The following is a 23,723-nucleotide window of genomic DNA, read 5'->3' on the forward strand; positions in this document are numbered from 1 at the left end:
AGCGGTGGCCCGGGGAGGCCGGGGCGGCGCGCCCGGCTGGCCGGGCGCCGCCCGCGGGCCCGGACGCGGACGGACTGCGCGGGGATAACTCCCGCGCGGGGTAGGACCGGTGCCCGGCGGCGGCCGGGCCGACTGGTGCTCGCACGCCATCCCCTCTCCTGCAACGGTTCGTCAGGGCACAACACAGTGCCCAGTACAGGGCGCAACCGGCGTCAGGCGGCTCGGGCCCGAGCCGCCTGACGCCGTGTCAACCTGTGTTGATGTCGATCAGTTACGGCCGTGCGCGATCTCGACGTTCTCGAGGACGCCGAGCGCGTCCGGCACCAGGACCGCCGCGGAGTAGTAGGCGGTGACCAGGTAGGAGATGATCGCCTTCTCGTCGATGCCCATGAAGCGGACCGACAGGCTGGGCTGGTACTCGTCCGGGATACCGGTCTGGTGCAGGCCGATCACGCCCTGGTTGTCCTCGCCGGTGCGCAGCACCAGGATCGAGCTGGTGTGCTCCTTGGTGATCGGGATCTTGTTGCAGGGCAGGATCGGCACCCCGCGCCAGGCCGGCACCTTCTGTCCGCCCAGGTCGACGTGGTCGGGGTAGAGGCCGCGGGAGTTGAGCTCGCGGCCGATGGCGGCGATGGTGCGGGGGTGGGCCAGGAAGAACTCGGAGTCGCGGCGGCGGCTCAGCAGCTCGTCCAGGTCGTCCGGGGTGGGCGGGCCGGAGTGGGTCTGGATCCGCTGGGTGAAGTCGGCGTTGTTGAGCAGGCCGAACTCGCGGTTGTTGATCAGCTCGTGCTCCTGGCGCTCGCGCAGCGCCTCGATGGTGAGCTTCAACTGCTGCTCGGTCTGGTTCATCGGCTGGTTGTAGAGGTCGGCGACCCGGGTGTGCACCCGCAGCACCGTCTGCGCGATGCTCAGCTCGTACTCGCGCGGCTTGAGCTCGTAGTCCACGAAGGCGCCGGGGAGCTGGAACTCGCCGGTGTGGCCGGCCGACAGGGCGATCTCGGCCTCGCCGCGCTCGTTCTGCCGCTGCATCGGGAGGGAGCGGAACTCCGCCAGGTGGGTCTGCAGCGCCTCGGAGCCGGCCAGGACCGCCTCGAACTCGCGCCGGGAGAGCGAGAGCACGGTGCCGGAGGTCAGCGTGGTGGCGGTGTACTCCCAGGCGGCGTCCGGGTCGAGCAGGCTCTGCTCGCCGAAGCGGTCGCCGTCGCCCAGGGTCTCCAGGACGGTGGTGTCGCCGTACTTGCCGGTGCCGACCTTGTTGATCTTGCCGTGGGCGATCAGGTGGATCTGGTCGGCCGGGGTGCCGCGCTCGGCCAGCACCTCACCGGGGCCGAAGTCCCGCTGGACGCAGCGGTCGGCGAGTGCGATCAGCACGGCGTCGTCGTCGAAGCCGCGCAGCAGCGCCAGCTCGCCGAGCTCGCGCGGGATGACCCGGACCTCCGGCCCGGACTTGACGAACTCGATCCGGCCGTCGCCGACCGTGTAGGTGAGCCGCCGGTTGACCCGGTACGCGCCGCCCGAGGTCTGCACCCAGGGGAGCATCTTCAGCAGCCAGCGGGAGGTGATCTCCTGCATCTGCGGGGCGGACTTGGTCGTGGTGGCGAGATTGCGGGCAGCCGCTGTCGCGAGACTGGACTGCGCCTGCTGTGCCTGCTGTGTCTCCGGGCTTGCGTCCACGGGCATCGGCAGGAGCTCCTTCGTGTGGGTCCGGCGCGCCGCCCGGTTGTCCTGGCGGAGCGTCAAATCAGCTTCGGCAAAGGCAAAATGGCGGGTATGGAGAACCGATCCACCCGAGCGGAACACTAGATCTTCACGAGCCGCTGAGCCGTCCGGAGGAGTCACTGCTACCCGAACGAGTGAATGTCGGAGAGGTTGGGCAGGCGTTCGACCACCGGTACCGCTAAGCCGTGAACGAGGAGTCCGAGGATGGACCTGCTGGAAGCCGCCCGCAGTCTGCAGCCCGAGCTGGTCGCGCTGCGCCGGGAGCTGCACGCCGAGCCCGAGATCGGCCTGCGCCTGCCCGCCACCCAACGCCGGGTGCTCGCCGCGCTGGACGGCCTGCCGCTGGAGGTGACCACGGGCGCCGGGCTGGACTCGGTGACGGCGGTGCTGCGCGGCGCGGGCGGCGGCCCGACCGTGCTGCTGCGCGGTGACATGGACGCCCTGCCGGTGCACGAACGGGCCCCGGCCGGGCACCCGGCCTCCGCGCTGCCCGGGCGGATGCACGCCTGCGGGCACGACCTGCACACCGCGATCCTGGTCGGCGCGGCCCGGCTGCTGGCCGAGCGGCGCGAGCAGCTGGCCGGCGACGTGGTGCTGATGTTCCAGCCGGGCGAGGAGGGCGACGGCGGCGCCGAGATCATGGTCGAGGAGGGGGTGCTGACGGCGGCCGGGGCGGACCGCCCGGTCGCCGCCGGGTACGCCCTGCACGTCTCCTCGGCGCTGCTGCCGAGCGGGGTGGTGGCCACCCGGCCCGGCCCGATCATGGCGGCGGCGGACCGGCTGCACGTGGTCGTCCGCGGCCGCGGCGGGCACGGTTCCTCCCCGCACGCGGCGCTCGACCCGATCCCGGCGGCCTGCGAGATGGTGACCGCCCTGCAGACCGCCGTCACCCGGACCTTCTCGGCGTTCGACCCGGTGGTGGTCACGGTCGGCGCCTTCCACGCCGGGGACGCCCACAACGTGATCCCCGACGAGGCGGCCTTCACGGCGACCGTACGGAGCTTCTCCGCGCAGGCCGCCGCCCGGGCCGCCGAGGTGCTGCCCCGGGTGGTCCGGGGGATCGCCGAGGCGCACGGCCTCACGGTGGAGGTGGAGTACCGGCACGACTACCCGGTGACCGCCAACCACGCCGCCGAGGCCGCGTTCGTCGCGGACACCGCCCGTGAGCTGCTCGGCGCCGAGCGCTACACCGACCTGCCGCAGCCGCTGGCCGGCTCCGAGGACTTCTCGTTCGTGCTGAACCGGGTGCCCGGCGCGTACTTCTTCCTCGGGGCCACCCTGCCCGGCCGCACCCCGGACACCGCCCCCTACAACCACTCGCCCGAGGCGGCCTTCGACGAGGAGGTGCTCGCCGACGGCGCTGCCCTGCTGGCGGCGCTGGCGCTGCGCCGCTGACCGCCGGGCACTGCCCGCCGCGGGGCGGCGGCCGGTGCCGGGCGGGCGCAGCATGGAGTGGTCCCGACGACCGACCTCCCCGGAGCGCCGCCATGAGCCGTCACCGCCGGTTCCACCTCGACCACGTCGGCCACTCGGTCACCGTCAACGTCCGCGCCGGCCGGCGGATCGAGTACGAGCTGCTGGTGGACGGCAAGGAGGTCGGCTACCGCCGGGACCGCCGCCACGGCCACGCCGTGCAGCTGCTGGCGGGCGAGCTGCCCGGCTCGCCCGCCCGGCCCTTCGCGCTGCGGATCGAGCACCCCGCCGGGGACCGGGACGCCATCGCCTGCGTGCTGGAGCTGGACGGCGCCGAACTGCCGCTGGCCGAGGCCACGGCAGGCTAGCGCCGCCCGAGCGGCGCACCACCGGGCCCGGCGGGTCACTCCCGGCGGTGCTGTCTCAGCACGTCCAGGCGTCGGCGGTACTCCTCGTCGTCGATCTCGCCGCGCGCGTACCGTTCGGCCAGCAGCTGTTCGGCCGCGGGCGCCGGGACGGCAGCCGGTGGCCCGGGTGGGGCGGGCGGCGGGACGGCCGGTCCGCGGACCGGTGCCGGGCGGCGGGCGGCGAACTGGTGGTACACCAGGACGGCCAGCAGGGCGATCATCACCACGACGCCGAGCAGCAGCAGGGCGGCCAGGCCGTACCCCCACCCGCTCGGATACCCGTGGTGCCACCGGTGGACCATGACGCACCTCCTGGGACGACGGTGCCGGGCCTCCTCTCCATGGTGCGCCCCGCGGCCGGCCGGCGGACCGGGCTGCCGGGTCCGCCCAGGTCGGGCCGGGTCTTCCCGTCCGGCGGTGACCTCGGGCGCCGGGAGAGCGAGACTGGAGGGGGTGCCCGCGCGGGCCGCGGCCCGTGGCGCCGCACCCCGGCAACTCCCCGCCGAGGAGGAGCACCATGGCGCGCAGACCGTCCGGGCCCGGCAGCCCGATCGCCCACACCACCCTGCGGGGCCACCTGTGCCGTGCGGCGGGCCGGGACGCCAACCCGCTGTGCCGTACCGCCGACCGTTCCCGCAGCCGCCTGCTGGCCCTGTTCCTGCTCGGCCTGGTCCTCTCGCTCGCGGCCGGTCTGGCGTTGGCGGCGCTGGCCTGGCGCGGAGGGCTGCACGAGGCGGCGGTGGAGGCCCAGCACCGGCACCGGACCACCGCGACCACCCAGGAGGCGGCCGTGCCGGCCGACAGCGGCGGGTCGCCCGCCGACGCCGCCGCGGGGGTGCCGGTCGAGGCCACCTGGGTGTCCGGTCCGACGGGGCAGGTCACCGGCTGGGTGTCGGTGACGCCGGGGACACCGGCCGGCAGCACGGTGCCGGTCTGGGTCGGCGACGACGGCCGTGCGGTGCCCGCGCCCCGGTCGGGGACCGACATCGTGCTCAGCGCCGCGGTGACCGGGGTGCTCACGACGTCGGCGGTGGCCACCGTGGCCGCGCTGGGCTGCGCGCTGCGGTACCGGGTACTGGACCGGCGGGCCGTGGCCGCCTGGGAGCCGGCCTGGGAGCGGGTCGAGCCGCTCTGGTCGGGCCGGACACCGGGGCGGCCCGGCGGAAGCGAGACGTGACCGCCGCCGGTGCCGGCCGGTGGACCGTGGGAGCGTGGGCGGGGTCAGCCGGTGAACACCACGCCCTGCGAGGCCGGCTGCAGCGACCCGACGCGCACGCCCGCCTTGGAGACGGTCAGTGCGTTGACCGGCTTGCCGTCGGTGCCGAGCACGGCGGCGATGACCTGCGTGGTCTCGTCCGGCGGGGTCAGCTCGAGGCCCGCCAGAACCTTGCAGTCCACGTCGGACTTGCTGCACGGCGCCCAGTCCAGACCGGCGAAGGCGGTGGTGCCGGGCTTCAGGGTGACCGCGACCGGCGCACCGGGGTGTGCCACCCGGTTGGCGGTCAGCGCGACCTTGCTGTTGTCGGCGAGCAGCCCGCCCACGCCCGGGTAGCCGAACACGGTGCAGGTGCGGGTGGACTTGTTGACCAGCATCAGCATCGCCGAGCCGGGACGGTCGCCCTGCAGCTGGATGTCGGCCTTGACCTCGCCGGTGTGGCAGCGGTCGGCGGCGGCCGGGGTGGCGGCGGCCGTCGCCCCCCGGGTGGGGGCGGTGCCGGAGGTGGTGCCGCCGCCGGCCGCCTGGGTGGCGGTGGTGGCGGCGGGCTGCGCCGCGCCGGTCGCCGTGGACGCCGTCGGCTTCGTCGCGCCCGAGCAGCCGGTGGCGGCCAGGCCGAGCACCGTGACCGCGAGCAGTGCGACGGCAGCCTTGGACGTACGGCGGTTCATGGGTCCTCCTGAGGGTGTCCGGGCCGGTGGGGCCCACGTGCAGTCACACGCGAGGGGTGCGGTCCCCGGTTCGGCCCGGGTGTCCCGGTCCGGTAACGGTCGCGGGGCCGCCGCCGGCCGGCGGGCCGGTGCGCAGCGCCCGGTCAACCAGGGCGCCGGCGGCGCCGCAGTAGGCGGCCGGGTCGCACAGGCCGGCCAGTTCGGCGGGGGTGAACCGCTCGGCCAGTTCCGGGAGTTCGGCCAGTACCCCGGGCAGTGGCCGGCCGGTCCGCTCGGCCGTGGCGGAGGCCCGGGTGAGCAGGTCCTTCGCCGGTGCCTTGCCGAGGTGCGGGGCGAGGACCGCGGCGATCCGCTCGGAGACCACCTGGCTGCCGGTCAGCTGCAGGTTCTCGGCCATCCTTTCGGGCCGTACGTCCAGCCCCTCGGCCAGTTCGGCGGCGGTGGCGGCGGCGCCCCCGGCCAGCCGCAGGCACTCGCGCAGCAGTTGCCACTCGGCGTGCCAGACGCCCGCGGAGCGTTCGTCCTCGGCGAGCAGGCACTGGGTCAGGCCGGCCGCCAGCACCGGGACCTGGAGCGCGGCGCTGCGGATCAGGGTGGAGAGCACCGGGTTGCGCTTGTGCGGCATCGCCGAGGAGCTGCCCCGGCCGGCCACCGCCGGTTCGGCCACCTCCCGGACCTCGGTGCGGGCCAGCACCTGGACGTCCACCGCGATCTTCCCGAGGGCGCCGGTGGTGAGCGCGAGGGCGGCGGCGAGGTCGGCCATCGGGGTGCGCAGTGCGTGCCATGGCAGTACCGGCCGGGCGAGGCCGGTCTCCTCGGCGTACGCGTCGAGGAGCAGGTCGAGGTACTCGCCGGGGTCCCGGTCGGGCCGGTCGCCGTCGATCCGGGCGTACTCCAGGTATCCGGCGAGGGTGCCGGCGGCGCCGCCGAGGGCGACCGGCAGGCCGTGGTCCAGCAGGTCGGCGAGGCGGCGGTCGGCGTCCAGGACGAGCTGCCGCCAGCCGGCCGCCTTGAGGCCGAAGGTGGTGGGGACGGCGTGCAGGGCGAGGGTGCGGCCGGCCATCGCGGTGTCGCGGTGGCCGGCGGCCAGTGCGGCGAGGGCGCGGGCGGTGCGGTCGAGGTCGGTGCGGATGATCCGCAGGGCCCGGGCGGCGACCAGCATCGCGCCGGTGTCGAAGACGTCCTGGCTGGTGGAGCCGCGGTGGACGTACTCGGCGGCGGCCGGGTCGGTCTCCGCGACCGCCCGGGTGAGCGCCTGGACCAGGCCGACCACGGGGTTGGCGGTCTCCCGGGCGGCCAGCGCCAGGGCGCGCAGGTCGAGCCGGTCGGCGCGGGCGGCGGCGGTGACGGCCTCGGCGGCGTCCTCGGGCAGGGTGCCGAGCCGGGCCTGGGCGCGGGCGAGGGCGGCCTCGGCGTCCAGCATGGCCTGCAGCCAGGCCCGGTCGCCGGTGGCCGCCTCGACGGCGGTGCCGGCGCGGACCGGGGAGAGCAGGCCCGCGTCGGTCAGGCCGTCGAGGTTCTCGGTCATGCGATCACTCCGATCCGGTCGGTGCCGACGGGAGCCGCGGTCTCTCCTGTCGGTGCGTCAGCCGTCAACCCTAGGGCGTGGCTCGGGGTCAGCACCGCGCGGGCTATCGCCTCGGAGTCCCCCAGCGTGACGGAGTCGACGCCGGGGCGGATCCCGGCCGCGGTCACCCAGTGGACGCCTTCGGTGGGCACCCCGTAGGCGAACCGGCGCGGGTGGGGCCGGCCGTGGGCGTCCAGCAGCCGGTTCGGTCGCGGGGTGACGGCCAGCCCGCCGCTGAGGTGGCGGCCGATCCGGTACGGGGCGCACTGCCCGGTGTCGAGCAGGTGGCGCAGCAGGGGATCGGCGGTGCGCCGCAGGTCGGGTTCGGGCAGCCGGGCCTCGATCAGGACGGTGGCGTGGACCGGGGGGCCGGGTACCCGGTGGGAGCGGGCGGAGAAGGCGGGCCGGTCCGGGTCGAGGGTGATCTCGGTGCCGGGTCCGGTGAGTTCGAGTAGACCGCACCGGATCAGGGCGCCCATCTGCTCGATCCGCCCGAGCGGCGGTCCGATCGACAGGAAGGCGTTCAACGGGGTGTACCAGCGGTCCAGTTCGTCGCGGTGGGAGTCGCCGGTCAGTCCGCCGTGGTCGACCGCGAGCCGCAGTTCGTTGCGCAGGTCGCGCAGGACGTCCAGGGCGGCCTTGAGCGGGCCGGTGACGTTCCCGGCCCGGGCCGCGCGGACGTCCCGGTCCAGGTGGTCGAGCAGCCAGCGGCGGAACTCCGCCCGGTCGGCGAAGCCCCGCGCGGGGTACGGGTCGGCGAGCCGCTCCCAGCTCCACCGGTCGGCGGCGGCGATGCCGTGGGCGTCCAGCAGCCGGGCCAGCAGCTGTTCCCGTTCGCCGGCGTCGGCGGCGAGGTAGCGTTCGGCGAGGTCGGCGCCGGCGGCGGGGCGGCCGTGCGACTCCAGCAGGGTGCGGTAGTAGACGCTCTGCACCTCGGCGGAGACCAGCGGCCACAGCTCGGCTCTGAACCCGGCCGGGTCGCCGTCCTCGGCGCGCCGGCGCAGGGCGGCGAGGTACCGGGGGGTGAGCAGGCGGGGCAGGTGGCGGCCGTGGGCGCCCTTCTGGTTCTCGCCGCGCGCGTGGTACGGCACGCCCCGCCGGGAGCTGGCGTACAGGCGCGGCTCGCGGCCGGAGGGGCGGTAGGCCAGGTGGTCGCCGGACCGTTCGAAGGTGCCGCCGCGGCCGAGGGTGAACAGCGCCAGGTAGTCGAAGAAGTTCAGGCCGAGTCCGCGCAGCAGGACGGGCTCGCCGGGCGCGATGTGGTCGAGGTCGACGTCGGCGGGGTTGGCGGGGAGCAGGTGGCGCAGGCCGTGCGCCCGGGCGAGGGCGGTGGTCCGCTGCTCGGCGGGGGTCGGCCGGGCGGGCAGGTGGCCCTGGGAGAGCACCACGGCGTCCAGTCCGTCCAGCTGCCGGCCGTCGGCCAGGGTGAGGCGCTGCGGGCCGCCGGGCCGGCCGGTGGTGTCGGTGAGGGCGACGGCCCGGGTGCGGTGGACCCGGACGTCCAGGTGGGCCGGTGCCTGTGCGGTGATCCGGCGGAAGGCGTCGGCCAGGTAGCGGCCGTAGAAGGCGCGGGTCGGGTAGCAGTCGGGTCCGAGGGTGCGGGCCTCGGCGAGGGCGGCCTCGTCCTGGCCGGTGGGGCGGCCGGGGTGCGCCAGCTCCCGGGCCCACTCGTACAGGCTGGGTCCGGGTTCGACCGGGCCGTCGATGCGGACGCTGTCGTCGGTGTAGACGGTGATCTGCGAGGCCACGGTGTTCATCAGCAGGTGCGGGGACTGGTCGGTGCGCCAGACCCGGCCGGCGCCGGGGGCGGCCGGGTCGACCAGGTGCACGGTGACCGCGGCGAAGGCGGGGGACTCGCGCTCGTGGGCGCAGAGCCGTTCCAGCACGGACAGGCCGCGCGGTCCGGCGCCGACGATGCAGACGGTGAGGTCCGCCGGAGTGGTCATGGGGTGGTCTCCATCCTTCGGGCCGTGCCTGGTGGTCCGCCGCAGTCTCCCGGTCAGGAGCGGGGCGGTCCGGTTGCGAGCACCACGGTGGATCAACTGAGCCGGTCCCGTCGAGACTTGAGGCAAACTCAGATGGAGGTGGCCCGGTGGATTCGCCGTACCGTCGCCGCTCCCTGACGGAGCGTCACCGGGATGTCCCGGTGCGGACCGGGCGGGTTCGGGTGAAACCCGGCCGGACCCCTTCACCGTTCGGCACAATTCACTCGGGCCCGGACCCGCCGGCCGGCGGCCGGGCCGGGGTCAGGGGTGGGGGTCGCGGACGATGGTGGCGGTGCAGGGGCAGGCGGCGGGGGTGCGCGGTCCGGAGATCCACCGCACGGTGGCGGGGCTGCCGGCGGAGGCGGTGGACGGCTGGCGGGAGCTGGTGGCGGCCGATCCGGCCGGGTCCTGGTTCATGACGCCCGAGTGGGTGCTGTCCTGGTGGGAGACGCTGGGGGCGGGGCTGCCCGCGGGCGCGGCGGAGCTGGCGCTCTGGCGGGGGGACGGCGGGCGGGTCGAGGCGGTGGTGCCGCTGCTGCGCACCCGGGAGCGGCTGCATCCGCGGCTGCCGCTGTCGGCGCCGGTGTTCACGGTGCTCGGCTCGGGTCCGGGCGCGGCCGACCACTGCGGATTCCCCGCCCGCCCCGAACGGCGTTCCGAGGTGCGGGAGTTCCTGTCCGCCCGGGCCGGCCGCGGCTCGCTCTGGCTGCCCGACCTGGACCCGGACCAGGGCGTTCTGCTGCCGCCCGGCGCCCGGCGGGTGGCCCGCGCCGCGTGTCCGCGCACGGACCTGAGCGGCGGCTTCGACGCGATCGGCTCCCGGCAGTTCCGGGCCGACCTGCGCCGGTACGGGCGCAAGCTGGCCGCGGCCGGGGTGGCGTTCCGCTGGGTGCCGCCCGGGCAGGCCGGGCCCGAGCTGCTGGACACCGTGCTGCGGCTGCACGGGCAGCGCCGCGAGGCGATGGGCAAGGCCACCACCTTCGACGGGCGGCGCCGCGAGCTGCACGCCCGGGTGCTGGAGCGGTCGGCCGCGGCGGGTTCGCCGCAGGACGGGCCGGCCTTCCTGCTGGCCGAGCGGGGCGAGCGGGTGGTGGGGGCGCTGTACGGCTTCCGGTGGGGCACCGGTTTCGCGTACTACCAGATCGGCTGGGAGCCGGAGCTGGCCCCGCTGAGGCTGGGGACGGCGGTGATCGCGGCGGCGGTGCGCAGCTGCGCGGAGCAGGGGCTGGCCACCTTCGACTTCCTGCGCGGGACCGAGCGGTACAAATACCGGTTCGGCGCGGTGGACCGCTTCGACGAGTCCTGGCTGGTGCCGCGCGGCGGTGCGGGTGCGCTGCTGGGGCTGAAGCACCGGCTGAAGGAGCGGCGGGCGGCCGCGGTGTGACGCAGACCGGTTGTGCAACTAGTTGCATATAGCTTCGGCGCGTCCTACCGTGAGGCGGCGACCACGGACCAGGAGGCGTCGGATGACCGCGTACCCCCAGCTGCTCAGCCCGCTCGACCTGGGCTTCACCACCCTGCCCAACCGGGTGGTGATGGGCTCGATGCACGTCGGCCTGGAGGAGGCGGAGGGCGGCTTCGAGCGGATGGCCGCCTTCTACGCCGAGCGCGCCCGCGGCGGCGTCGGCCTGATCGTCACCGGCGGCATCGCCCCCAACGAGGCGGGCCGCCCGTGGTCCGGCGGCGCCAAGCTGACCACCGCGGCCGAGGCCGACGAGCACCGGGTGATCACCGCGGCGGTGCACCGCGAGGGCGGGAGGATCGCCCTGCAGCTGCTGCACTTCGGCCGCTACGCCTACCACCCCGACCTGGTCGCGCCGAGCGCGCTGCAGGCGCCGATCAGCCCGTTCCCGCCGCGCGCGCTGACCGGCGAGGAGGTCGAGCGGACCATCGAGGACTTCGCCGACGCGGCTGCGCTCGCCCAGCGGGCCGGCTACGACGGCGTCGAGATCATGGGCTCCGAGGGCTACCTGATCAACGAGTTCACGGCCGCCTGCACCAACCTGCGCGAGGACCGCTGGGGCGGCCCGTTCGAGCACCGGATGCGCTTCCCGGTGGAGATCGTCCGGCGGGTGCGCGAGCGGGTCGGACCCGAGTTCATCCTGATCTACCGGCTCTCCATGCTCGACCTGGTCCCCGGCGGCTCCACCCTGGCCGAGGTCGTCGAGCTGGCCCGGGCCGTCGAGGCGGCCGGCGCCACCATCATCAACACCGGCATCGGCTGGCACGAGGCCAGGATCCCCACCATCGCCACCTCGGTGCCGCGCGGCGCCTGGAGCTGGGTGACCCGGAAGCTGATGGGCGCGGTCTCCGTGCCGCTGGTCACCAGCAACCGCATCAACACCCCCGAGCTGGCCGAGCAACTGCTCGCCGACGGCCACGCCGACCTGGTCTCGCTGGCCCGCCCGCTGCTGGCCGACCCGGAGTTCGTCGCCAAGGCGGGCGCCGCGCAGGCCGACACCATCAACACCTGCATCGGCTGCAACCAGGCCTGCCTGGACCACACCTTCAGCGGCCGGATCACCTCCTGCCTGGTCAACCCCCGGGCCTGCCACGAGACCGAGCTGGTGCTCTCGCCGACCCGCCGCCGCAAGCGGATCGGCGTGGTCGGTGCCGGACCCGCCGGCCTCGCCCTCGCCGTCTCGGCCGCCGGGCGCGGCCACGCCGTCACCCTGTACGACAGCGCCGACCGGATCGGCGGCCAGCTCAACCTCGCCCGGCAGGTGCCCGGCAAGGAGGAGTTCGACGAGACGCTGCGCTACTACCGGCGGCAGCTGGAGCTGCACGGCGTCGACCTGCGACTGTCCACCACCGCCACCGCCGAGGAGCTCGCCGCCGAGGGGTACGACGAGCTGGTGCTGGCCACCGGCGTCACCCCGCGCACCCCGGACATCCCCGGCGTCGGCCACCCCAGCGTGGTCAGCTACCTGGACGTGCTGGGCGGGCGCGCCGAGGTCGGGGCGCGGGTCGCCGTGGTCGGGGCCGGCGGCATCGGTTTCGACGTCGCCGAGTACCTCACCGACCCGGGCAAGGGCGCCGCGCAGGACCCGGCGGTCTTCTTCGAACAGTGGGGCGTCGACACCGAGTACCGCACCGGCGGCGCGCTGCGCACCCCGGTCCGCCACCCGGCCGCCCGCACCGTCCACCTGCTGCAGCGCTCCACCACCAAGGTCGGCGCGGGCCTCGGCAAGACCACCGGCTGGATCCACCGCACCGAACTGCGGCACCGCGGCGTGGAGATGGTGGCGGGCGTGACCTACGAGCGGATCGACGACCAGGGCCTGCACCTGACCGTCGACGGCGCCCCGCGCCTGCTCGCCGTCGACACCGTGGTGCTCTGCACCGGCCAGGAGCCGCGCCGCGACCTGTACGAGCAGCTGTGCGCGCTCGGCCACGCGCCGCACCTGATCGGCGGCGCGGACCTCGCCGCCGAACTGGACGCCAAGCGGGCCATCGACCAGGGCACCCGGCTCGCGGCGACCCTCTGACCGGCGGCCGGGCTCGTAGGATTCAGCTGCCACGCAGCGGCCGCCCGCCGGGCAGCCGCTGCGCCGTCAGCCCGGAGAGGTCCCGCCCGTCCCATGTCGCTGCCGCACGCAATCCTCACCGCCCTGCTGGAGAAGCCGTCCTCGGGGCTGGAGCTGACGCGCCGCTTCGACCGGTCGATCGGCTACTTCTGGTCCGCCACCCACCAGCAGATCTACCGGGAGCTCGGCCGGCTCGAGGAGACCGGGCAGATCAGGGAGCTGCCGCACGAGGCCCCGGCCCGCGGCCGCCGCAAGGAGTACGAGGTGCTGCCGGCGGGCCGGGCCGAACTGGCCGCCTGGGTGGCCGAGGAGCACGACCCCAAGCCGGTCCGGGACGCCCTGCTGCTGCGGCTGCGGGCCGCCGCGGTGGTCGGCGCGGCCGGTCTCGACGTCGAGCTGCGCCGCCATCTCGGCCTGCACCGGGCGCAGTTGGAGGAGTACCGGCAGATCGAGCAGCGGGACTTCCCGGCCGATCGGGCCGACCGGGAGAACCGCCTGCAGCACCTGGTGCTGCAGGCGGGGATCAGCCTGGAGTCGTTCTGGGTGCAGTGGCTGACCGAGGCCGCGGCCGTGGTCGCGGCCGACGGGGGCCCGGAGCCGGACCCTAGGCCAGGCGCTTGACCAGCTCCTCGGCCACCGGCCCGGAGGAGGCCGGGTTCTGGCCGGTGACCAGGTTGCGGTCGGTGACCAGGTACGGCGCCCACGGCTCACCCGCCCGGTAGTCGGCGCCGAGCGCGGTCAGCCGGTCCTCCAGCAGCCACACCGCCCGGTCGGCGAACCCGGCCGCGGTCTCCTCCGCGTTGCTGAAGCCGGTCAGCCGGTAGCCGGCGAACGGTGAGGTGCCGTCCGGGAGTTCGGCGGCGAGCAGGGCGGCCGGTCCGTGGCAGACCACGCCGAGCGGCTTGCCGGAGGCGAGCGCGGCGGTGAGCAGCCGGCCGGAGTCGGCGTCGACGGCGAGGTCCTCCATCGGGCCGTGCCCGCCCGGGTAGTACACCGCGTCGTAGTCGGCGAGGTCGACCTCGGAGATCTTCACCGGGTTCAGCAGCTCGGGCAGCTCGGCGAGCTCCGCCGCCAGTGCCTCGGCCGCGGCCCGGTCGCCGGCCACGCCCTCGGCGAGGCTGGCCCGGTCCACCGGCGGCACCACCCCGCCCGGGGTGGCCACGGTGACCCGGTGCCCGGCCGCGGTGAGGGCGTGGAACGGCGTGGCGAACTCCTCCGCCCAGTAGCCGGTCGGGTGCCCGGTGCCGTCGGCGAGGGTCCACTGCGAGGCGCCGGTCAGCACGAAGAGGATCTTGGACATGGTGGTCTCCCTGGACGTCCTGGTTGCGGCCGGGGCCGTGCCCTCGGCCGGTGACGGGTCCGACGGTAGGCCGCCGGAGCCATCGGGGACCAATAGGCTCGGCCATGTGACCCATTCGCTTTCACATACCGGGCTCGACCTGGACCTGCTGCGGACCTTCCTCGCGGTGCACCGCGCGGGCTCGTTCACGGCGGCGGCCCGGGTGCTCGGGCTGTCCCAGCCGACCGTCACCACGCAGGTCCGGGCGCTGGAGCAGCGGCTCGGCCGGCAGCTGTTCGAGCGGCTGCCGCGCGGGGTGGCCGCGACCGCCGTCGCGGCGGAGCTGGCCGCCGCCGTGGCGGGGCCGCTGGACGCGCTGGCCGAGGTGGCCGAGCGGGTCGCCCCGGGCCCGGGTGGCGCGGGGGAGCCGGTCCACCTGGCGGGCCCGGCCGAGTTCCTGTCGGTGCGGGCGCTGCCCGCGCTGGCGCCGCTGGTGGCCGGCGGGCTGCGGCTGCGGGCCACCACCGGCCTCGCCGACGACCTGCTCGAGGGGCTGCGCGGCGGCCGGTACGACCTGGTGCTCTCGGCCGTCCGCCCGCGCGGCCGGGAGGTGGCCGCGGTGCCGCTGGGCGACGAGGAGTTCGTGCTGGTCGCGGGCGTCGAGTGGGCCCGGCGGATCGGCCCCGGCGCGGTGGCCGCCGAGGGCCCGGCCGCGCTGGCCGGCGTGCCGCTGCTCAGCTACGCCGAGGACCACCCGATAGCCCGCCGCTACTGGCGGCACGTGTTCGGCGTACGGCTGGCCGGGCGGGCCGGCGTGGTGCTGCCGGACCTGCGCGGGCTGCTGGCCGCCGCGGTGGCGGGGGCCGGGATCGCGGTGCTGCCGCGGTACCTGTGCCGGGGCGAGCTGGCGTCGGGTGACCTGCTCGCGCTGCTGGAGCCGGCCGACCCGCCCATCAACACCCTGTACCTCGCGCAGCGGGCCGGCGGTGGCGGCTCCCCGCAGGTCGCCCGGGTCCGGGAACACCTGCTGGCCGCGGCCGCCGGCTGGTGAGCGGCGCCGGTCACGGTCGCGGACGGCCTGCTCGCCGCCACCGGCGGCACCGCCCGCCACTCGCTGGTCCTCGGCCCGCCCCGGCGTGGGCGGCCGACCGGGTGGTCCCGTTCGCGCAGCAGCCCGCCGCCCTGCGGGTCGACCGAACCCGGTCCCGCGCGCGGCCTATCCTGCCCGGACCTCGACGACGGCGCCCGGCTCCGCAAGCCGGGACAGCCCCAGCGGCAGGACGGGAGCCGGTATGGACGACACCCCGCAGGAGCAGGAGCGGGTCACGGACGATCCGCGGGCGTCCCGCTACGAGATCCGGATCGGTCCCGGAGCCGCGGCGGGTACGGGGGAGCCGGTCGGCTTCGCCGAGTACCACCTGTCCGAGGGGGAGCTGGCCCTCATCCACACCGAGGTCGACCCCGTCTTCGAGGGCCGGGGCCTGGCCGGCCGGCTGGTCCGGGCCGCCCTCGACGACGCCCGCCGGCGGGGGCTGGCGGTGCTGCCCTACTGCCCCTACGTACGGAAGTGGATCGGCCGCCACCCGGACTTCACCGACCTGGTCCCGGCCGACCGGCGGGCCCGCTTCGGCCTGTGACCGCCGTCCGGCCGCTACGGGCGGTCGGCGGGGACGGCCAGGTAGGCCGCGCGCAGCCGGTCGAGCACCGGGTGGGCCGGGTCGAACCGGTGGCCGTCGACGGCGGCGATCGGGCGGACCCCGAAGCCCGCGTTGACGGCGAACGCCGCGGTGAACCGGCCCAGTCCGGCCGCGGACACCCGCTCCCGCCGCTGCGGACCGTCGTACGCCCCGGCGAGCAGCGCCGCGGTGACACCGGGCAGGCAGTCGGCGTCCGGCCAGACCAGGTCCCGGCCGTCGTGGAAGCCGACGTTCCAGGTGGTGCCCTCGGAGACGGCCGCGTCCGGCCCGGTCAGCAGGGCGTCGTCGAAACCGGCGAGCTGGGCCAGCCGCCGCTGGTGCAGCAGGCCGAACAGTCCGGTGTGCTTGACCTCGGGCAGCTCCCGTCGGTGTTCGACGGTGCGGACCCGCAGCGGCGCCGCTGCGGCCGCCGCCGCGGGCCGGGTGGTGACCAGCAGGTGGGGAGTGGCGTCGGCGCCCGGCCGCTCCAGGGCGAGCCCGGGGTCGAACACGGTGACCCGGACGGTGACGGGCTCCTCGGCGCGGGCCGCCACGGCGCGCAGCCGGTCCCGGACCCGAGCGGGGTCGAGCTCCGCGCCGAACACCACCCGGCAGTCCCGGACCAGCCGGGCGAGGTGCAGGTCCAGGCCGCGGATCCGTCCGTCCGCCAGCCGTAGCGTGGTGAAGTGGCCGTAGCCGGTCAGGGCCAGCGCCGCGAGGTCCGTCGCCCGGGCGGGCCCGCCGTTCAGCTCGATCATGCGGGCCAGTGTGCCAGCCGCGGCCCGGCCCGGGGCGCCGGCCACGGTCGTCGGCCCTGCTCCGGCGGTCGCGGTGGCCGCCGGGCCGGTCAGTTGACGACCGAGAAGCTGAGCCAGCGGTCCGAGCTGTCCTCGATCGAGGTGTCGGTGGCCAGGTAGAAGGTGGCGGCGTCCTTGGGGTCGGTGCAGTCCGGGCCGTGGTGCAGCACGATGTCGACCAGGGTCCGGTTGATCACCGAGGTGACGCCCTGCCCGGCGAAGCCCTGGCAGTTGCTGTTGAACGGACCGCTGAGCTTCACGACCGTCGTGCCGTCGCTCGCCGTGATGGTGCCGACCGGGGGGTCCGCGCAGCCGGCCAGGGCGATCGAGAGCGTGGCTGCGCCGACGAGGGCGGTGAGCGACCTGGGAACGGCCATGGCGAAGACTCCAATGCCGGTGTGAGGATTCGGTGGGCAACGGCTCGAAACATATCGTGCCGACCGGTAGATCCACAGCCGGAACGGGAGTTATGGGGCGCGCGTCGGGAATTGACCTGATGATCCGTCAAATCATCCCGGCGGCAACGGGTCCGACGGCATCGCCGCCCTCACCTGGGCGGCCGTTCCGGCCGCGTGCGCCTCGTCCCGGTAGCGGGTGCGGGGCCAGAAGAAGCCCCGCAGCCCGTCCTTGGGGTTGCGGGGCACCACGTGGAAGTGGAGGTGCGGCACGGACTGGCTGATCCGGTTGTTGGCGGCGACGAAGCTGCCCGCCGCCGCCATCCCCGCCTCCACGGCCCCGGCGACCCGCTGGACCCGGGCGAAGAACGGGCCGACCAGCGCCGGGGGCAGGTCGGACAGCGTCTCGACGTGGTCCCGGGGCACCACCAGCACATGACCGGGGAAGAGCGGGCGGTGGTCCAGGAAGGCCACCGCCACCTCGTCCGCCAGCACCCGGTGGACCGGCGCCGTGCCGGCCACGGCCGCGCAGAAGATGCACTCCACCCCGCGATTGTCCCCCGGCCGGCCGGTCAGCCCCGCCAGGCGGGGCCGGTGACCAGCGCGGTCAGCTGATCGGTGGTCAGCGCCGGGGTGCCGGGGACGGCGTCCCAGACCTTCGCACCGATCCACTCGTTGACCTGGACCATGGTGCCGTCCGGGTGCAGCGCCTCCACGCTCCAGTGCAGGGCCGGCTCCGGGCTGCCCTTGCTCGCCCCGGTCACCCGGACGATCACCAGGGTGCCGTCCGCGGCGGTGCTGAGGGTGCCGCTGTCGGCGAACCCCCGGAAGAACGTCTTCGGGTCGTCCTGGTCCTCCTCGCGCCAGTGCGGGGTGACGGTGACCGCCAGCGTGCTTTCGCGGCCCTGCGAGGTGACCGGGAAGTGGGCCGTGCCCTCGCTCTCCTGGGTACCGCCGTCCCCGGCCGTCACCCCCGCGGGCAGCAGCGCCGTCGCCTTGGCCAGTACCTCGGCCGAGGCCGGCGGCCGGGCCGGTGCCCGGGTGACCGGCGCCGTCGGCCGGGGTGTCGCCGGGCCGGTGAACTCCTCGAACACCGGGTCCCAGAGCCTGCTGGTCACCAGTGCGGCGAGCTGCTCGTCGTTGAGCGGCGGGGCGTCCCGGGTGAGCGGCAGGCCCGCGTTGCGAGAGTTGGTCTCGTCCACCCGGATCTGGTGGCCGTCGGCGCCGGTGTAGACCGCCATCCAGGTCCGTACGTCGTACTGGTCCCGCGGGTGGAGCTTCTGGATCAGCAGCACCGAGCCGTCCGGCCGCGGGGTGCGGGTGCAGGCCTCGACCGGCGAGGAGAAACTGTCCCAGCACTCGGTGCCGTTGGTCTTCGTGGTGATCGGCAGCGCCACCCGGTCGGTGGTCAGGGTGACCATGGCTGAGCCCCGGCCGTCGTCGAAAACGACCGACACCAGCGGGCCGGCGCCGGGCGCCTGCACCTCGCCGAGGCCGAAGGCCCGGCTCTCCTGCACCTCCCCGGTGGGCAGCAGCGCCCGGATGGTCCGGTCCATGAAGGGCCCGGTGATCCGGTCGGACCGGTGGCCGCCGGAGGGCGTGGTCTTCAGGCCCGGGAGGTGGGCCCCGGCCACGGTCAGTCCGGCCAGGACCACCGCGGCCAGCGAGGACGTCACCAGGACGGCGCGCCGGCGCTGCCTGCGCAGGTGGCCGATCCGGGCCGCGGAACGGGCCAGCGCGACGGCCGGCGGGTCGGGTGAGAGCTCCGCGGCGTCCCGCAGGGCATGGCTGAAATCTTCCTCGAAGGTCATGGCTGATCCCCTGTCACGGGTCGGGCTGGTCAGTGGTCCGGGCCGGGGGCGCCGGGGTGCGGTCAGGAGCCGGCGAGCTCACCGAGCTCGTCCCCGAGCGCGGCTCGCATCCGGGCCAGCGCCCGGCTGCTGCGCGAGCGCACCGCGGTCGGGCCGAGCCGCAGGGCCGCCGCGGTCTCCTCCACGCTGCGGTCCTCCCAGTAGCGCAGCACCAGCACCGCGCGGTCCGGCGCCGACAGTTCGGCCAGCGCCCGCAGCAGTGTCAGCCGCAGCGCCGGATCCTCGGGGGCAGTCGCCACCTCGGCGAACCGGTCGGTGACGTGCTCGGTGCTGCTGCGCCGCCGCCGGTGCGACAGGAAGGTGTTCACCAGCGCGGTCTGGGCGTAGGCGGCCGGGTTGTCGAGCGCGGCTATCCGCCGCCACCTGAGGTAGATCCGCGCCAGCGTCTCCTGGACCAGGTCCTCGGCCAGGTAGCCGTCCCCGCCGGTGAGCAGGAAGGCGGTTCGGATCAGATGTCGTCCCCGTGCCGCAGCGAACTCAAGGAAGTCCGGCTGCTGCTCCGGCGGCGCCGAACTCGTCGTCGTTGTGCGGTCCATGTCCCTTCAACGCTCCGGGGCCCCGGTTCTGTGGCAGCCGGGGCCGGATCCGGCCCCGGCCCCGGCCCCGGCCCCGGCCGACGGACCCTCACCTTGCCGGACGTCAGCGCGGGCGTCGGGCCCGGGCCGGTGTGAGGATGCGAGCGTGACCACCACCAGCGAGAGCGCCCCGGCCGCGCCGGAGGCGGCGCCGCCCGTGCTCGACAAGCGGCAGCGCAACATCGTCTTCGGCACCATCGTGCTCGGCATGCTGCTGGCGGCCCTGGACCAGACCATCGTCGGCACCGCGCTGCCCACCATCGTGGCCGACCTCGGCGGCGCGGCGCACATGTCCTGGGTGGTCACCGCCTACCTGCTGGCGGAGACCGTCACCACCGCGCTGGTCGGCAAGTTCGGGGACCTGTTCGGCCGCAAGGTGGTCTTCCAGGTCTCCGCGATCGTCTTCATCACCGGCTCGTTCTTCTGCGGCCTCGCGACCAACATGTCGCTGCTGATCGGCTGGCGGGCGCTGCAGGGCGTCGGTGCGGGCGGTCTGATGGTCACCGCGATGGCCCTGATCGCGGACGTCATCCCGCTGCGCGAGCGGGGCAAGTACCAGGGCGCGATCGGCGCGGTCTTCGGCGTCGCCACGGTGATCGGCCCGCTCCTCGGCGGCCTGTTCACGGACCACCTGACCTGGCGCTGGGCGTTCTACGTCAATGTGCCGATCGCGATCGTGGTGGTGATCGCCGCCGCGCGGAACATCCCGTCGCTGCGTTCGGTGGCCCGCCCGGTGATCGACTACCTGGGCATCGCGCTGGTGGCGGTCGGCGCCAGCTCCCTGATCCTGGCGACCAGCTGGGGCGGGAACGAGTACGCCTGGGGCTCGGCCGCCATCATCGGACTGTTCGTCCTCGGGGTACTGGCCCTGGCGCTGTTCTGCCTGGCGGAGACCCGGGCCGCCGAGCCGATGCTGCCGATGCGGCTGTTCGGCAACCCGGTCTTCACGGTCTGCTCGGTGCTCAGCTTCATCGTCGGTTTCGCGATGCTCGGCGCGATGACCTTCCTGCCCACCTACCTGCAGTACGTGGACGGCGACTCCGCCACCGTCTCCGGGGTGCGGACCCTGCCGATGGTCTTCGGCCTGCTGATCGCCTCGGTGTTCAGCGGCAACGTGGTGTCCAGGACCGGCCGCTACCGGATCTTCCCGATCGTCGGCTCGCTGGTGATGGCGGCGGGCCTGTACCTGCTGTCGCTGATGGGGCCGGACACCGGCAGCGGGCTGGAGTCGCTGTACATGTTCGTCCTCGGCACCGGCATCGGCCTGTGCATGCAGGTGCTGACCATCGCGGTGCAGAACACCGTCGACTACGCGGACCTCGGCACCGCCACCTCCGGTGTCACCTTCTTCCGGACCCTGGGCAGCTCGTTCGGCACCGCGGTCTTCGGCACCATCTACACCAACAGCCTGCGGACCAACCTCGCGGACGGCGTCACCACCGCGGCCACCCTCGGCGGCGACCCGGCGGAGCTGACCCGGGCCGCGCAGAGCCCCGAGGGTCTGCACGCGCTGCCGCCCGAGCTGGCGGCGCCGATCATCGACGCGTACGCGGACACCCTGCACACCGTCTTCCTGTGGACGGTCCCGGTCGCGCTGCTGGGCTTCGTGGTGGCGCTCTTCCTCAAGCAGGTCAAGCTCCGCGACTCGGCCCGGGCCACCTCCACCGACCTGGGCGAGGGCTTCGGCTCGCCGACCGGCGGCGACTCCGCCCGGCTGCTGGAACTGTCCGTCGGCAACATCCTGCGCCGCACCGACCTGGACACCGCGCGGCGGATCCTGCGCACCTCCGACTCCCACCTGGACATCGCCGGGGCGTGGGCGGTGATGCAGGTCGAGCTGTTCACCCGGACCGTCGGGCACGCCAACCTCAACCTGATCGCGGCCCGTCGCAAGCTCCCGCCGGAGGTGCTGGAGCCGGCCTTCGAACGGATGGTGACGGGCGGCTACCTCAGCCGGGCCGGCACCTTCTACTCCCACACCGGGTCCGGCCGGCAGGAGGCCGACGCCCTCAACCGCGCCTGGGCCGGCTGGCTCAACGAGCAGCTGGAGAAGGACCGGGGCCGGCCGCGCAGCGCCGAACTGCGGGCCGCGGTGGACACCATCTCCAAGCGGCTGATCGTCGAGGAGCTGCTGGAGGGGATCCCGGAGCACCAGCGGCCCGCCGTGGTCGGAGCGGCCGCCGACGGGAAATCCGGCTGAGCTGCCGGTCCACCCTCAGGTAAGGTTCTCTCAGTCGATTGGGCTATTACCTGGGGGTGTCGTGGTGGAGCTGGAGCACGCCGGTGTACCGGAGCTGGTCCGTGCCTGGGTGGCCGGCTGGACGGTGTCGCGGGGCACGCCGTCGGCGGTGGAGGAGCCGTGGGGCCTGCGGGTCGACGTCGGGCTGCCGGACCACGTGGTGCGCCACGTACTGCCGGACGCCGACGAGGTGACCGTCCGCAAGGTCGCCGGCACCGTCACCGCCCCCGGCACCTGGCTCAAGGCGTTCGTCGAGCCGGAGCTGATGGCCGGCTGGCTCGGTGCCGGCTGGACCAACGACGCCCCCGGCTTCCTGATGGCCACCGAGCTGCGCCGGGGCACCCCCCGCACCCCCGACGGGTACACCCTGACCAGCGACACCACGGCCGGGGTCACCCGGATCCGGGTGCTCGCCGCCGACGGCTCGCTCGCCGCCCGGGGACAGTGCGCGCCGGTCGGCGGCGTCTCGGTGGTCGACCAGATCGAGACCGCCGCCGGACACCGCCGGCGCGGCCTCGGCAGCCTGGTGATGGGGGCCCTCGCCGACGCGGCGCTCGACCGGGGCGCCGGCACCGGCCTGCTCGGCGGCAGCACCGAGGGCCGCGCCCTGTACGAGACGCTCGGCTGGCGCACCCACGCCCCGCTCGCGAGCTTCGTCAACCGGCCCGCCGCGGGGCCCGCCGCGGACTGAGCCCGGGAGGGCCGGGGTCGGGAGGGCCGGGGTCGGGAACGGCCGCCCGGCCGGTACGGCGTGAGGGGCGGTCAGCTGCGCAGTGCGGCCGCCGCGGCGCCGACCAGGCCCGCGTCCGTGCCCAGCCGGGCCCGGTGGACCCGGATGCCACGGGCGAACGGCAGCGCGGCGAAGGTGTCCAGGTGCCGGGCGAGCGGGTCGAACAGCACCGGGCCGGCCTGGGCCACCCCGCCGCCGATCACCACCGCCTCGATCTCCACCAGGGTGGCCGTCGCGGCGATCGCGGCGGCCAGCGCCCGCGCGGACCGGTCGAAGGCGGCCAGCGCCACCTCGTCCCCGCCCTTCGCTGCCTCGGCGACCGCCGCCGCCGTGGCGTCCTCGCCCAGCGCCCGCCAGCCGTGCGCCAGCGCGTACCGGGCGATGGCGGTGCCGCTGGCCAGACCCTCCACGCAGCCGACGCCGCCGCACGGGCAGGGGTCGCCGTCCAGGTCGACGCTGATGTGGCCGATGTGCCCGGCGTTGCCGGTCGGCCCCGCGTGCACCCGGCCGTCCAGGATCAGGCCGCCGCCGACGCCGGTCGACACCACCATGCACAGCGCGCTGCGGTGACCGGCGGCGGCGCCCTGCCAGTACTCGGCCTCGGCGATGGCGACGCCGTCACCGATCAGGGTGACCGGCACGTCGACCGCTCGGTGCGCGGCTACCCGGGCGGTCAGTGGGAAGCCCCGCCAGGCGGGGATGTTGACCGGGCTGACGGTGCCCGCGGTAGCGTCCACCGGCCCGGCGCTGCCGATGCCGACCGCGCCCACCTCGGGCCAGCGGGGATCCGCCGCCAGCTCGTCGACCAGACCCAGGACGGTGTCCAGCACCACCCCGGCCGCGGCCCGCGCCGGGGTCGGGCGCTGGATCCGGGCGGTCAGCGTGCCGTCCTGGTCCACCAGCGCGGCCGCGATCTTCGTCCCGCCGACGTCCACGGCCGCCACCAGCCGCTTCGCCTCGCCACCCGCCACCGTCGCCACCTTCCGTACCGGACCCGGCCCCGGGCCACCGGCCCGCCAGGCTACCGCGCGGGCGCGCCCGGGGCGCCCCCGGCCGGTGCCGGGCGGCGGCCCGCGGCGGTCAGAGCCGGACCAGACCCGCCTCGGTCGGGACGAGGCCGCAGGCCTCGACGTAGAACGGCCGCAGCCGCTCCTCGAAGTCGACGTGCAGCCACTCGCACCCCGCCGCCCGGGCTCCCGCGACGGCCGCCGCGACCAGCACCCGGCCCACCCCGGTACGGTGCCGGGCGCCGGCCACCACGGTGTCCAGCAGGAAGGCGTGCACTCCGCCGTCCCAGGCCACGTTCACGAACCCGACGAGGTCGCCCGACTGCCGGGCGCAGACCCAGCCCAGGCTGTGCCGGTGCAGCCGCGCCGACCAGCCGATCTCCAGCACGGGATGGCCGAAGCCCTCGGCGTGCAGCAGGTTGAGCTCGTCGTCGGTGAACGGTCCGCGCCACGCACAGCTGATCGTCATATCAGTCATGCCGGGCAGCCTAGGGCGCGTTTGCAAAGTCGCGTCGGATCAGGCCGCGGCGTTGGGCGCCCGGCTGGGCGTGCGCCCGGATCACCCTCGTACTGGGTCGTACTTGGGTGATCCGGGCGTGCGTCCAGACGGGATGCACGGCGTCGCGGACCCGGCGGGACTTTGCAAACG

23 protein-coding genes are annotated in these 23,723 nt (G+C 75.2%); 10 read left to right on the top strand and 13 right to left on the bottom strand.

Annotated features, from left to right (window positions below):
* Positions 1–267: 267 nt before the first annotated feature.
* The gene (locus tag AA75_RS29440; protein WP_033823335.1) at positions 268–1,680 is read right to left on the bottom strand and encodes a family 2B encapsulin nanocompartment shell protein; all 1,413 of its coding nucleotides are present in this window, start codon (positions 1,678–1,680) and stop codon (positions 268–270) included.
* A gap of 243 nt (positions 1,681–1,923) precedes the next feature.
* Between AA75_RS29440 and AA75_RS29445 the strand changes: the two genes are divergently transcribed.
* Positions 1,924–3,114, top strand: coding sequence for a M20 family metallopeptidase (locus AA75_RS29445; RefSeq protein WP_033823336.1), 1,191 nt, complete (start codon positions 1,924–1,926; stop codon positions 3,112–3,114).
* A 92-nt stretch (positions 3,115–3,206) separates the two neighbouring features.
* A complete protein-coding gene (locus AA75_RS29450) occupies positions 3,207–3,500 on the top strand; it encodes a hypothetical protein (protein ID WP_033823337.1) in 294 nt (97 codons plus the stop codon).
* A gap of 35 nt (positions 3,501–3,535) precedes the next feature.
* On the opposite strand, the gene AA75_RS29455 is transcribed toward AA75_RS29450, so the two are convergent.
* The gene (locus tag AA75_RS29455) at positions 3,536–3,841 is read right to left on the bottom strand and encodes an SHOCT domain-containing protein (RefSeq protein ID WP_033823338.1); all 306 of its coding nucleotides are present in this window, start codon (positions 3,839–3,841) and stop codon (positions 3,536–3,538) included.
* Positions 3,842–4,056: 215 nt separating this feature from the next.
* On the opposite strand from AA75_RS29455, the gene AA75_RS29460 reads away from it, so the two are divergent.
* Positions 4,057–4,716: a hypothetical protein gene (locus AA75_RS29460; protein ID WP_051813688.1), complete on the top strand. Its 660-nt coding sequence runs from the start codon at positions 4,057–4,059 to the stop codon at positions 4,714–4,716.
* A gap of 44 nt (positions 4,717–4,760) precedes the next feature.
* Here AA75_RS29460 and AA75_RS29465 read toward each other — a convergent pair whose 3' ends face one another.
* Genes AA75_RS29465 through AA75_RS29475 form a run of 3 tightly spaced genes read right to left on the bottom strand, consistent with a single transcriptional unit; the run spans position 4,761 to position 8,939 of the window.
* Positions 4,761–5,426, bottom strand: a complete 666-nt coding sequence (locus tag AA75_RS29465; protein ID WP_051813690.1) for a DUF4232 domain-containing protein — start codon at positions 5,424–5,426, stop codon at positions 4,761–4,763.
* A 43-nt stretch (positions 5,427–5,469) separates the two neighbouring features.
* Positions 5,470–6,954 (bottom strand): 3-carboxy-cis,cis-muconate cycloisomerase, encoded by a 1,485-nt coding sequence (pcaB, locus tag AA75_RS29470; protein ID WP_051813691.1) that lies wholly within the window; start codon positions 6,952–6,954, stop codon positions 5,470–5,472.
* Complete coding sequence (locus AA75_RS29475) at positions 6,951–8,939, bottom strand: FAD/NAD(P)-binding domain-containing protein (protein ID WP_033823339.1); 1,989 nt, start codon at positions 8,937–8,939, stop codon at positions 6,951–6,953. The genes pcaB and AA75_RS29475 overlap by 4 nt, the downstream gene beginning before the upstream one ends.
* Before the next feature lie 331 nt (positions 8,940–9,270).
* On the opposite strand from AA75_RS29475, the gene AA75_RS29480 reads away from it, so the two are divergent.
* The 3 genes from AA75_RS29480 to AA75_RS29490 all read left to right on the top strand — a co-directional run bounded on the left by AA75_RS29480 (position 9,271) and on the right by AA75_RS29490 (position 13,126).
* Positions 9,271–10,362 (top strand): GNAT family N-acetyltransferase, encoded by a 1,092-nt coding sequence (locus AA75_RS29480; RefSeq protein WP_149038442.1) that lies wholly within the window; start codon positions 9,271–9,273, stop codon positions 10,360–10,362.
* 82 nt (positions 10,363–10,444) lie between these two features.
* Entirely contained in the window at positions 10,445–12,466 is a 2,022-nt protein-coding gene (locus AA75_RS29485) for an NADPH-dependent 2,4-dienoyl-CoA reductase (protein WP_033823341.1), read from the top strand.
* 93 nt (positions 12,467–12,559) lie between these two features.
* Positions 12,560–13,126 (top strand): PadR family transcriptional regulator, encoded by a 567-nt coding sequence (locus tag AA75_RS29490; RefSeq protein ID WP_033823342.1) that lies wholly within the window; start codon positions 12,560–12,562, stop codon positions 13,124–13,126.
* On the opposite strand, the gene AA75_RS29495 is transcribed toward AA75_RS29490, so the two are convergent.
* Positions 13,110–13,805, bottom strand: a complete 696-nt coding sequence (locus AA75_RS29495) for a type 1 glutamine amidotransferase domain-containing protein (protein ID WP_033823343.1) — start codon at positions 13,803–13,805, stop codon at positions 13,110–13,112. The genes AA75_RS29490 and AA75_RS29495 overlap by 17 nt on opposite strands.
* A 106-nt stretch (positions 13,806–13,911) precedes the next feature.
* On the opposite strand from AA75_RS29495, the gene AA75_RS29500 reads away from it, so the two are divergent.
* Both AA75_RS29500 and AA75_RS29505 read left to right on the top strand, forming a co-directional pair.
* Complete coding sequence (locus AA75_RS29500) at positions 13,912–14,835, top strand: LysR family transcriptional regulator (RefSeq protein WP_033823344.1); 924 nt, start codon at positions 13,912–13,914, stop codon at positions 14,833–14,835.
* Positions 14,836–15,076: 241 nt separating this feature from the next.
* Positions 15,077–15,421, top strand: a complete 345-nt coding sequence (locus tag AA75_RS29505; RefSeq protein WP_033823345.1) for a GNAT family N-acetyltransferase — start codon at positions 15,077–15,079, stop codon at positions 15,419–15,421.
* 14 nt (positions 15,422–15,435) lie between these two features.
* On the opposite strand, the gene AA75_RS29510 is transcribed toward AA75_RS29505, so the two are convergent.
* From AA75_RS29510 to AA75_RS29530, 5 genes are all read right to left on the bottom strand, one after another.
* Complete coding sequence (locus AA75_RS29510) at positions 15,436–16,218, bottom strand: aminotransferase class IV family protein (protein WP_033823355.1); 783 nt, start codon at positions 16,216–16,218, stop codon at positions 15,436–15,438.
* Positions 16,219–16,307: 89 nt separating this feature from the next.
* Positions 16,308–16,634 carry a hypothetical protein gene (locus AA75_RS29515; protein WP_033823346.1) on the bottom strand — a complete coding sequence of 109 codons (327 nt, stop codon included), beginning with the start codon at positions 16,632–16,634 and terminating at the stop codon, positions 16,308–16,310.
* 132 nt (positions 16,635–16,766) lie between these two features.
* Positions 16,767–17,198 carry an HIT family protein gene (locus tag AA75_RS29520; protein WP_033823347.1) on the bottom strand — a complete coding sequence of 144 codons (432 nt, stop codon included), beginning with the start codon at positions 17,196–17,198 and terminating at the stop codon, positions 16,767–16,769.
* Positions 17,199–17,224: 26 nt separating this feature from the next.
* On the bottom strand, positions 17,225–18,463 hold the full coding sequence (locus AA75_RS29525) for a hypothetical protein (protein ID WP_033823348.1): 1,239 nt from the start codon (positions 18,461–18,463) through the stop codon (positions 17,225–17,227).
* Positions 18,464–18,525: 62 nt separating this feature from the next.
* Entirely contained in the window at positions 18,526–19,059 is a 534-nt protein-coding gene (locus AA75_RS29530) for a SigE family RNA polymerase sigma factor (protein WP_033823349.1), read from the bottom strand.
* A 145-nt stretch (positions 19,060–19,204) separates the two neighbouring features.
* Here AA75_RS29530 and AA75_RS29535 point away from each other — a divergent pair, with 145 nt between their 5' ends.
* Together AA75_RS29535 and AA75_RS29540 are read left to right on the top strand one after the other, a co-directional pair.
* On the top strand, positions 19,205–21,298 hold the full coding sequence (locus AA75_RS29535; RefSeq protein ID WP_033823350.1) for an MDR family MFS transporter: 2,094 nt from the start codon (positions 19,205–19,207) through the stop codon (positions 21,296–21,298).
* Between the two features lie 64 nt (positions 21,299–21,362).
* Complete coding sequence (locus tag AA75_RS29540; RefSeq protein ID WP_233289250.1) at positions 21,363–22,028, top strand: GNAT family N-acetyltransferase; 666 nt, start codon at positions 21,363–21,365, stop codon at positions 22,026–22,028.
* Positions 22,029–22,099: 71 nt separating this feature from the next.
* Here AA75_RS29540 and AA75_RS29545 read toward each other — a convergent pair whose 3' ends face one another.
* Entirely contained in the window at positions 22,100–23,047 is a 948-nt protein-coding gene (locus AA75_RS29545) for an ROK family protein (RefSeq protein ID WP_233289251.1), read from the bottom strand.
* A gap of 100 nt (positions 23,048–23,147) precedes the next feature.
* Positions 23,148–23,543, bottom strand: coding sequence for a GNAT family N-acetyltransferase (locus AA75_RS29550; RefSeq protein ID WP_033823351.1), 396 nt, complete (start codon positions 23,541–23,543; stop codon positions 23,148–23,150).
* Positions 23,544–23,723: the final 180 nt, after the last annotated feature.

Source organism: Kitasatospora sp. MBT63 (assembly GCF_000710465.2).
GTDB lineage: Bacteria > Actinomycetota > Actinomycetes > Streptomycetales > Streptomycetaceae > Kitasatospora.

Excerpts from the sequence above, each read along its gene's own strand:
- AA75_RS29440 (WP_033823335.1), bottom strand. The coding sequence starts at position 1,680 with ATGCCCGTGGACGCAAGCCCGGAGACACAGCAGGCACAGCAGGCGCAG.
- AA75_RS29445 (WP_033823336.1), top strand. The coding sequence starts at position 1,924 with ATGGACCTGCTGGAAGCCGCCCGCAGTCTGCAGCCCGAGCTGGTCGCG.
- AA75_RS29450 (WP_033823337.1), top strand. The coding sequence starts at position 3,207 with ATGAGCCGTCACCGCCGGTTCCACCTCGACCACGTCGGCCACTCGGTC.
- AA75_RS29455 (WP_033823338.1), bottom strand. The coding sequence starts at position 3,841 with ATGGTCCACCGGTGGCACCACGGGTATCCGAGCGGGTGGGGGTACGGC.
- AA75_RS29460 (WP_051813688.1), top strand. The coding sequence starts at position 4,057 with ATGGCGCGCAGACCGTCCGGGCCCGGCAGCCCGATCGCCCACACCACC.
- AA75_RS29465 (WP_051813690.1), bottom strand. The coding sequence starts at position 5,426 with ATGAACCGCCGTACGTCCAAGGCTGCCGTCGCACTGCTCGCGGTCACG.
- pcaB (WP_051813691.1), bottom strand. The coding sequence starts at position 6,954 with ATGACCGAGAACCTCGACGGCCTGACCGACGCGGGCCTGCTCTCCCCG.
- AA75_RS29475 (WP_033823339.1), bottom strand. The coding sequence starts at position 8,939 with ATGACCACTCCGGCGGACCTCACCGTCTGCATCGTCGGCGCCGGACCG.
- AA75_RS29485 (WP_033823341.1), top strand. The coding sequence starts at position 10,445 with ATGACCGCGTACCCCCAGCTGCTCAGCCCGCTCGACCTGGGCTTCACC.
- AA75_RS29490 (WP_033823342.1), top strand. The coding sequence starts at position 12,560 with ATGTCGCTGCCGCACGCAATCCTCACCGCCCTGCTGGAGAAGCCGTCC.
- AA75_RS29495 (WP_033823343.1), bottom strand. The coding sequence starts at position 13,805 with ATGTCCAAGATCCTCTTCGTGCTGACCGGCGCCTCGCAGTGGACCCTC.
- AA75_RS29505 (WP_033823345.1), top strand. The coding sequence starts at position 15,077 with ATGGACGACACCCCGCAGGAGCAGGAGCGGGTCACGGACGATCCGCGG.
- AA75_RS29510 (WP_033823355.1), bottom strand. The coding sequence starts at position 16,218 with ATGATCGAGCTGAACGGCGGGCCCGCCCGGGCGACGGACCTCGCGGCG.
- AA75_RS29515 (WP_033823346.1), bottom strand. The coding sequence starts at position 16,634 with ATGGCCGTTCCCAGGTCGCTCACCGCCCTCGTCGGCGCAGCCACGCTC.
- AA75_RS29525 (WP_033823348.1), bottom strand. The coding sequence starts at position 18,463 with ATGACCTTCGAGGAAGATTTCAGCCATGCCCTGCGGGACGCCGCGGAG.
- AA75_RS29530 (WP_033823349.1), bottom strand. The coding sequence starts at position 19,059 with ATGGACCGCACAACGACGACGAGTTCGGCGCCGCCGGAGCAGCAGCCG.
- AA75_RS29550 (WP_033823351.1), bottom strand. The coding sequence starts at position 23,543 with ATGACGATCAGCTGTGCGTGGCGCGGACCGTTCACCGACGACGAGCTC.